Source organism: Streptomyces sp. MBT65, assembly GCF_016612545.1.
Taxonomy (GTDB): domain Bacteria; phylum Actinomycetota; class Actinomycetes; order Streptomycetales; family Streptomycetaceae; genus Streptomyces.
The window spans coordinates 1-4,783 of record NZ_JAENRY010000600.1; the positions used below are offsets into that span (position 1 = coordinate 1).

Sequence of the window (4,783 nt, forward strand, 5' to 3'; positions counted from 1 at the left end):
ACGGCAGCGGTGTAACCCAGCGGCGCCGCACCGGGGTTGGTCGGCTGCCGCTGGGTTACACCGCTGCCGTCGAGCTGTCGTCCGACCGGCTGCTCCACAACAAGAAGCAGAAGGCGAAGAGCGGCCGCCCCGGTGCCGCGTCCTCCCGTTTCAAGCTCGGCGGCAAGAAGGAAGAGGCCGAGCGGCAGCGGAAGTTGGAGCTGATCCGTACGCCGGTGCTGTCCTGCTACCGGATCGCGGTCATCAGCCTCAAGGGCGGTGTCGGCAAGACCACGACCACCACCGCGCTCGGCTCCACCCTCGCCACCGAGCGCCAGGACAAGATCCTCGCGATCGACGCCAACCCGGACGCCGGCACGCTCGGCCGTCGTGTGCGCCGCGAGACCGGTGCGACCATCCGCGACCTGGTCCAGGCGATCCCGTACCTCAACTCGTACATGGACATCCGCCGGTTCACGTCCCAGGCGCCCTCCGGTCTGGAGATCATCGCCAACGACGTCGACCCGGCCGTGTCGACCACGTTCAACGACGAGGACTACCGGCGCGCGATCGACGTGCTGGGCAAGCAGTACCCGATCATCCTCACCGACTCCGGTACCGGTCTGCTCTACAGCGCCATGCGCGGTGTGCTCGACCTCGCCGACCAGCTCATCATCATCTCGACGCCGTCCGTGGACGGTGCGAGCAGCGCGAGTACGACGCTGGACTGGCTGTCGGCGCACGGGTACGCGGACCTCGTCTCGCGCTCCCTCACCGTCATCTCCGGTGTCCGCGAGACCGGCAAGACGATCAAGGTGGAGGACATCGTCAGCCACTTCGAGACGCGCTGCCGGGGTGTCGTGGTCGTGCCGTTCGACGAGCATCTCGCCGCCGGTGCGGAGGTCGACCTCGACATGATGCGGCCGAAGGTACGGGAGTCGTACTTCCACCTGGCCGCCCTGGTCGCCGAGGACTTCGTCCGCCACCAGCAAATGCACGGCCTGTGGACGAGCGACGGCAACCCGCCACCGGTGCTGGCCCCGCCGATGCCGGGCCAGCAGGGATACCCGGGCGCGCAGGGATATCCGGGCGCGCAGGGTTACCCCGGGCAGCAGGGTTATCCGGGGCAACAGCAGCCGTACCCGGGCCGGCCCGCTCCGGGTCAGCAGGGCCCGCCGCAGTCCGGTCCCCATCCCCCGCAGCAGCCGCAACCGCAGCACCAACCGCCGCCTCACCCGGACCAGCAGCTGTACGGCCAGCAGCCCTACCCCCCTCAGCAGGGACAGGGCCGGCCCGCTGCCCAGCAGCCCGCGCCGCCCTATCCCCAGCACCCTGGGCAGCAGGCTCAGCCCTACCCGCAGCACCCGGGCCATGCCCAGCCGCCGGAGGGCACCCCGCCCCCGCCGTCCGCACCCCCACAGCAGTAGCGCGACCCGTCACCCCGAACGCCGAAGGGCGGCCGGTGCCCACAAGCACCGGCCGCCCTTCGGCGTCGTAGAACCAAAAACCGCTACCCGGCGTCGCCGGAGTCCGCGTCCGCGTCCGCCGAGATCAGTTCGCGGCAGCGCTTCACGTCCTGGGCGATCTGCTCCAGCAGGCCCTCCAGCGACTCGAACTTCGCCTGGCCGCGCACGAAGGCGAGGAAGTCGACGGCGACATGGAGGCCGTAGAGGTCGAGGCCGACGCGGTCGATGGCGTACGCCTCGACCGTGCGCTCGGTGCCGTCGAACTGCGGGTTCGTGCCGACGGAGATCGCGGCCGGCATGGCCTCTCCCTCGACATGGAGGTATCCCGCGTAGACGCCGTCCGCCGGGATCGCCGTGTGGGGCAGGGTCTCGACGTTGGCCGTCGGGAAGCCCATCTCGCGTCCGCGCTGGGCGCCGCGCACCACCACGCCCTCCACCCGGTGCGGGCGGCCGAGAATCTCGCGGGCGCCCTCGACGTCGCCCTCGGCGACCAGCCGCCTGGTCAGTGTGGAGGAGAAGGGCTCGCCACCGCCCGCCGCACCGCTCACGTAAAGATCCACCACCTCTACCTCGAAGTCGTATGTCTTGCCCTGCTCGATCAGGAAGGCCACATTGCCCGCGGCCTTGTGGCCGAAGCGGAAGTTGGGGCCCTCGACGACCGCCTTCGCGTGCAGCTTGTCCACCAGGACCTTGACCACGAAGTCGGCCGGGGACAGCTTCGAGAACTCCTTGGTGAACGGCAGGATGAGCGCCGCGTCCACCCCCAGCTCGGCCATCAACTCGGCGCGGCGGTGGTGCGGGGCGAGCAGCGGCGGGTGGCTGCCGGGGCGCACGACCTCGCTGGGGTGCGGGTCGAAGGTGACGACGACGGAGGGAACGCCCAGCTCACGGGCGCGTTCCACGGCATGCCGGATGATCAGCTGGTGCCCGCGGTGGACCCCGTCGTAAGAACCGATGGTGACGACGCTGCGCCCCCAGTCCTCAGGGATGTCCTCCAAGCCACGCCAGCGCTGCACTGTGACCGCTCCTCATCGAACCCGTGTCCGTATGTAGACCTGTGTCGTCGACCTCTTACGCAGGTCTAAGGGTGCCATGCCGGGGGCCCGTGACCCGCATCGGCATGGAGGCTGTGACCGGGCGCACGTACCGAGGACGCACCGCGCGGGCTATGCGGGAACCCCCACCCCCGCCAGGTTCTCGATCATGCGCCGGGTGCTGGGGCCGACCACCGCGGCCCAGTCCTCCGGGGTGTCCGCCAGCCAGCGGGCCATCAGGGCCGCGAAGCCGGGCACATGGCGGCCCAGATCGACGAGCCCGCGGTCGAAACGGGTCGCGCCGGCGGGGGTACGGACGAGCAGCCGCCCGGTGCGGTGGACGAGGTCGCGGATCTCGTCGTCGTCACGCCGCCCCGCCGTGTGCAGCAGTGCGTCGAGTACGGCGGGGTCGTGCTCGTGCGTCAGCAGGAACTCCAGGAGTTCGCGGCGCAGGGGGCGGGAGGCGGTGGTGCCGGGGGCGGCCAGTACGGCCGCCAGAGCCGCCCGCGCCGAGGCCGGGCCGCCGTCCAGCAGGCCGGTGACCAAGGGGAGGAGGACGGCCCGGGCGGTGGGGCCGCGGTCGAGGCAGCGGTCGACGTAGACACCGAGGTACGCGGCGGTCTCCGGCCACCGTACGGCGGTCTCGCGCACCAGGGCGGCGGCCCGGTTCGCGAGGGCGGGCGTGGTGATGTCGGCGAGGGTGCGGACCGCCTCGCTCGCGTGCGGTCCGTGGAGCCGGGCGCGGAAGGCCTCCAGGACCGGTTCGGGGTCGGTGGTGAGGGCGGCGGCCAGCGCGCTCGGCGGGAACTGCGGGTCGCCGGACGCGAAGTGCCGTAGCGCCTGCGGGAGATGGCGGGCGCGGGTGTGCGGATCGCGGACCAGGAGGGCGAGCGCGCCGCCGTGCAGGGAGCGGTCGGCGGGGCGGGCGAGGAGGAACTGGGCGGCGTAGCGCAGGAGTTCGCGGTCGGCCTCGGTCCGTACGTGCGGGGCGGCCCGCAGTCCGTACGCCACCGCCGCCACCCGGCGGCCCGGCCGCTCGTCGTGCGCCCACCGGTCCACGGCCCGGCACACGGCCGAAGGCTCCTCCTCGGCGAGTACGGCGAGGAGTTCGTCGGCCCGCCCGTGCGCACAGCCGACGAGCACCTCCGTCAGATCGTCCAGCGCGCGTCGTCTGTGCGTGTGCAGCAGCGCCTGCGCGGCCGTCGCCACGGTCGCGTCGGGCGTCGCGGGCAACGGCCGTTCGTCCTCGAACCATCGGGTCAGCAGCGGCTGTACGGTGACCGGGTCGGCGGCGAGCAACTCGGCGGCGGTGTCCAGGAATCGGGGCCCTGTGCCGTCCTGCGGGGCGCCGTCGGCGAGCACCAGTCGGCGCAGCAGCGCGAACCGCTCGGCGGCCGGGAGATTCAGCGCGGTCCAGAACTCGGGCGCGAACTCCTTCGGTACGGTTGCCCGTTGCTCCCGCCTCTTCACCAACTGGTCGGCCAGCAGCCGCAATGCCTCCCTGTACGGCGTCGCGTCGGGCACGCGTCGCAGCACCTCGGCGAGGAGTCGCGCGGCCCACCAGGAGTCCGGGTCGGCGGCCAGGGCGTTTTCCAACTCCTCCAGCCGTAGAGCCAGTTGACGGGTTCCGTGGTGCCGGGCGAGGAGCAGCAGGGCCTGGACGACCGGGCCGATGCGGTGATGCGGTACGGGGAGCGGGTGGCCTGCGCGGGGCGTCCTGGAGCGGTGGACCAGGGCCCGCAGGGCCTCGTCGAGGTCGAGGTGCGTGCCCTGGATCCAGTCGGCCAACTCCTCGTGGGCGAAGCGGTATCCGGTACCGGCCGGCACGATCAGCCCCTCGGTGAGGACGGCGGACGCCCACCCGGTACCGCCGCCGAGCTGCGCCGGTGCGAGTCCCCATGGGAACACCGCCTCGAACGACTCGCGGTCCAACTCCCCCTGCCCCGGCCCGAGACTGCGCCGCGCGGCCTCGTGCACCTGCCCGGACACCTTCGCGGCGAGCCGCCGAACGGCGGTGCCGCGCAGGCCGTTCTCCGCGGCGAGCCGGACGGCGATCCGCAGGCACATGAGGTCGAGATACGCCGAGAACACGTCGTCGCGGTCGAGCCGGACACCCGGGGCGGCAGGCAGCGCGGCAAGCACCTCGGACAGCAGCCGCAGAGCGAGGGGATGCCGGGCATCGACGTCGGCGAGAACACCCTCCGGAACGGCGTACGCGGCGCGAGCCCTCCGGGCTTCATCCGGCCCCAGGTCCCCAAGGCGAACGCAAGCCGGCGCCACCGCCCTGGGGGCTGCGCCCCCAGA

The 4,783-nt window shown here is 72.4% G+C and carries 2 protein-coding genes and 1 pseudogene; 1 reads left to right on the forward strand and 2 read right to left on the reverse strand.

Features of this window, described 5'->3' with window-relative positions:
- A partial coding sequence (locus tag JHN63_RS50840; RefSeq protein ID WP_234478942.1) for a MinD/ParA family protein occupies nucleotides 1-1,406 on the forward strand: 1,406 nt, incomplete at its 5' end.
- Nucleotides 1,407-1,489: 83 nt separating this feature from the next.
- On the opposite strand, the gene JHN63_RS50845 is transcribed toward JHN63_RS50840, so the two are convergent.
- Together JHN63_RS50845 and JHN63_RS50850 are read right to left on the reverse strand one after the other, a co-directional pair.
- Nucleotides 1,490-2,461, reverse strand: coding sequence for a bifunctional riboflavin kinase/FAD synthetase (locus tag JHN63_RS50845; RefSeq protein WP_200691907.1), 972 nt, complete (start codon nucleotides 2,459-2,461; stop codon nucleotides 1,490-1,492).
- A gap of 150 nt (nucleotides 2,462-2,611) precedes the next feature.
- Nucleotides 2,612-4,783: pseudogene (locus JHN63_RS50850) on the reverse strand (serine protease); the annotation flags it as partial.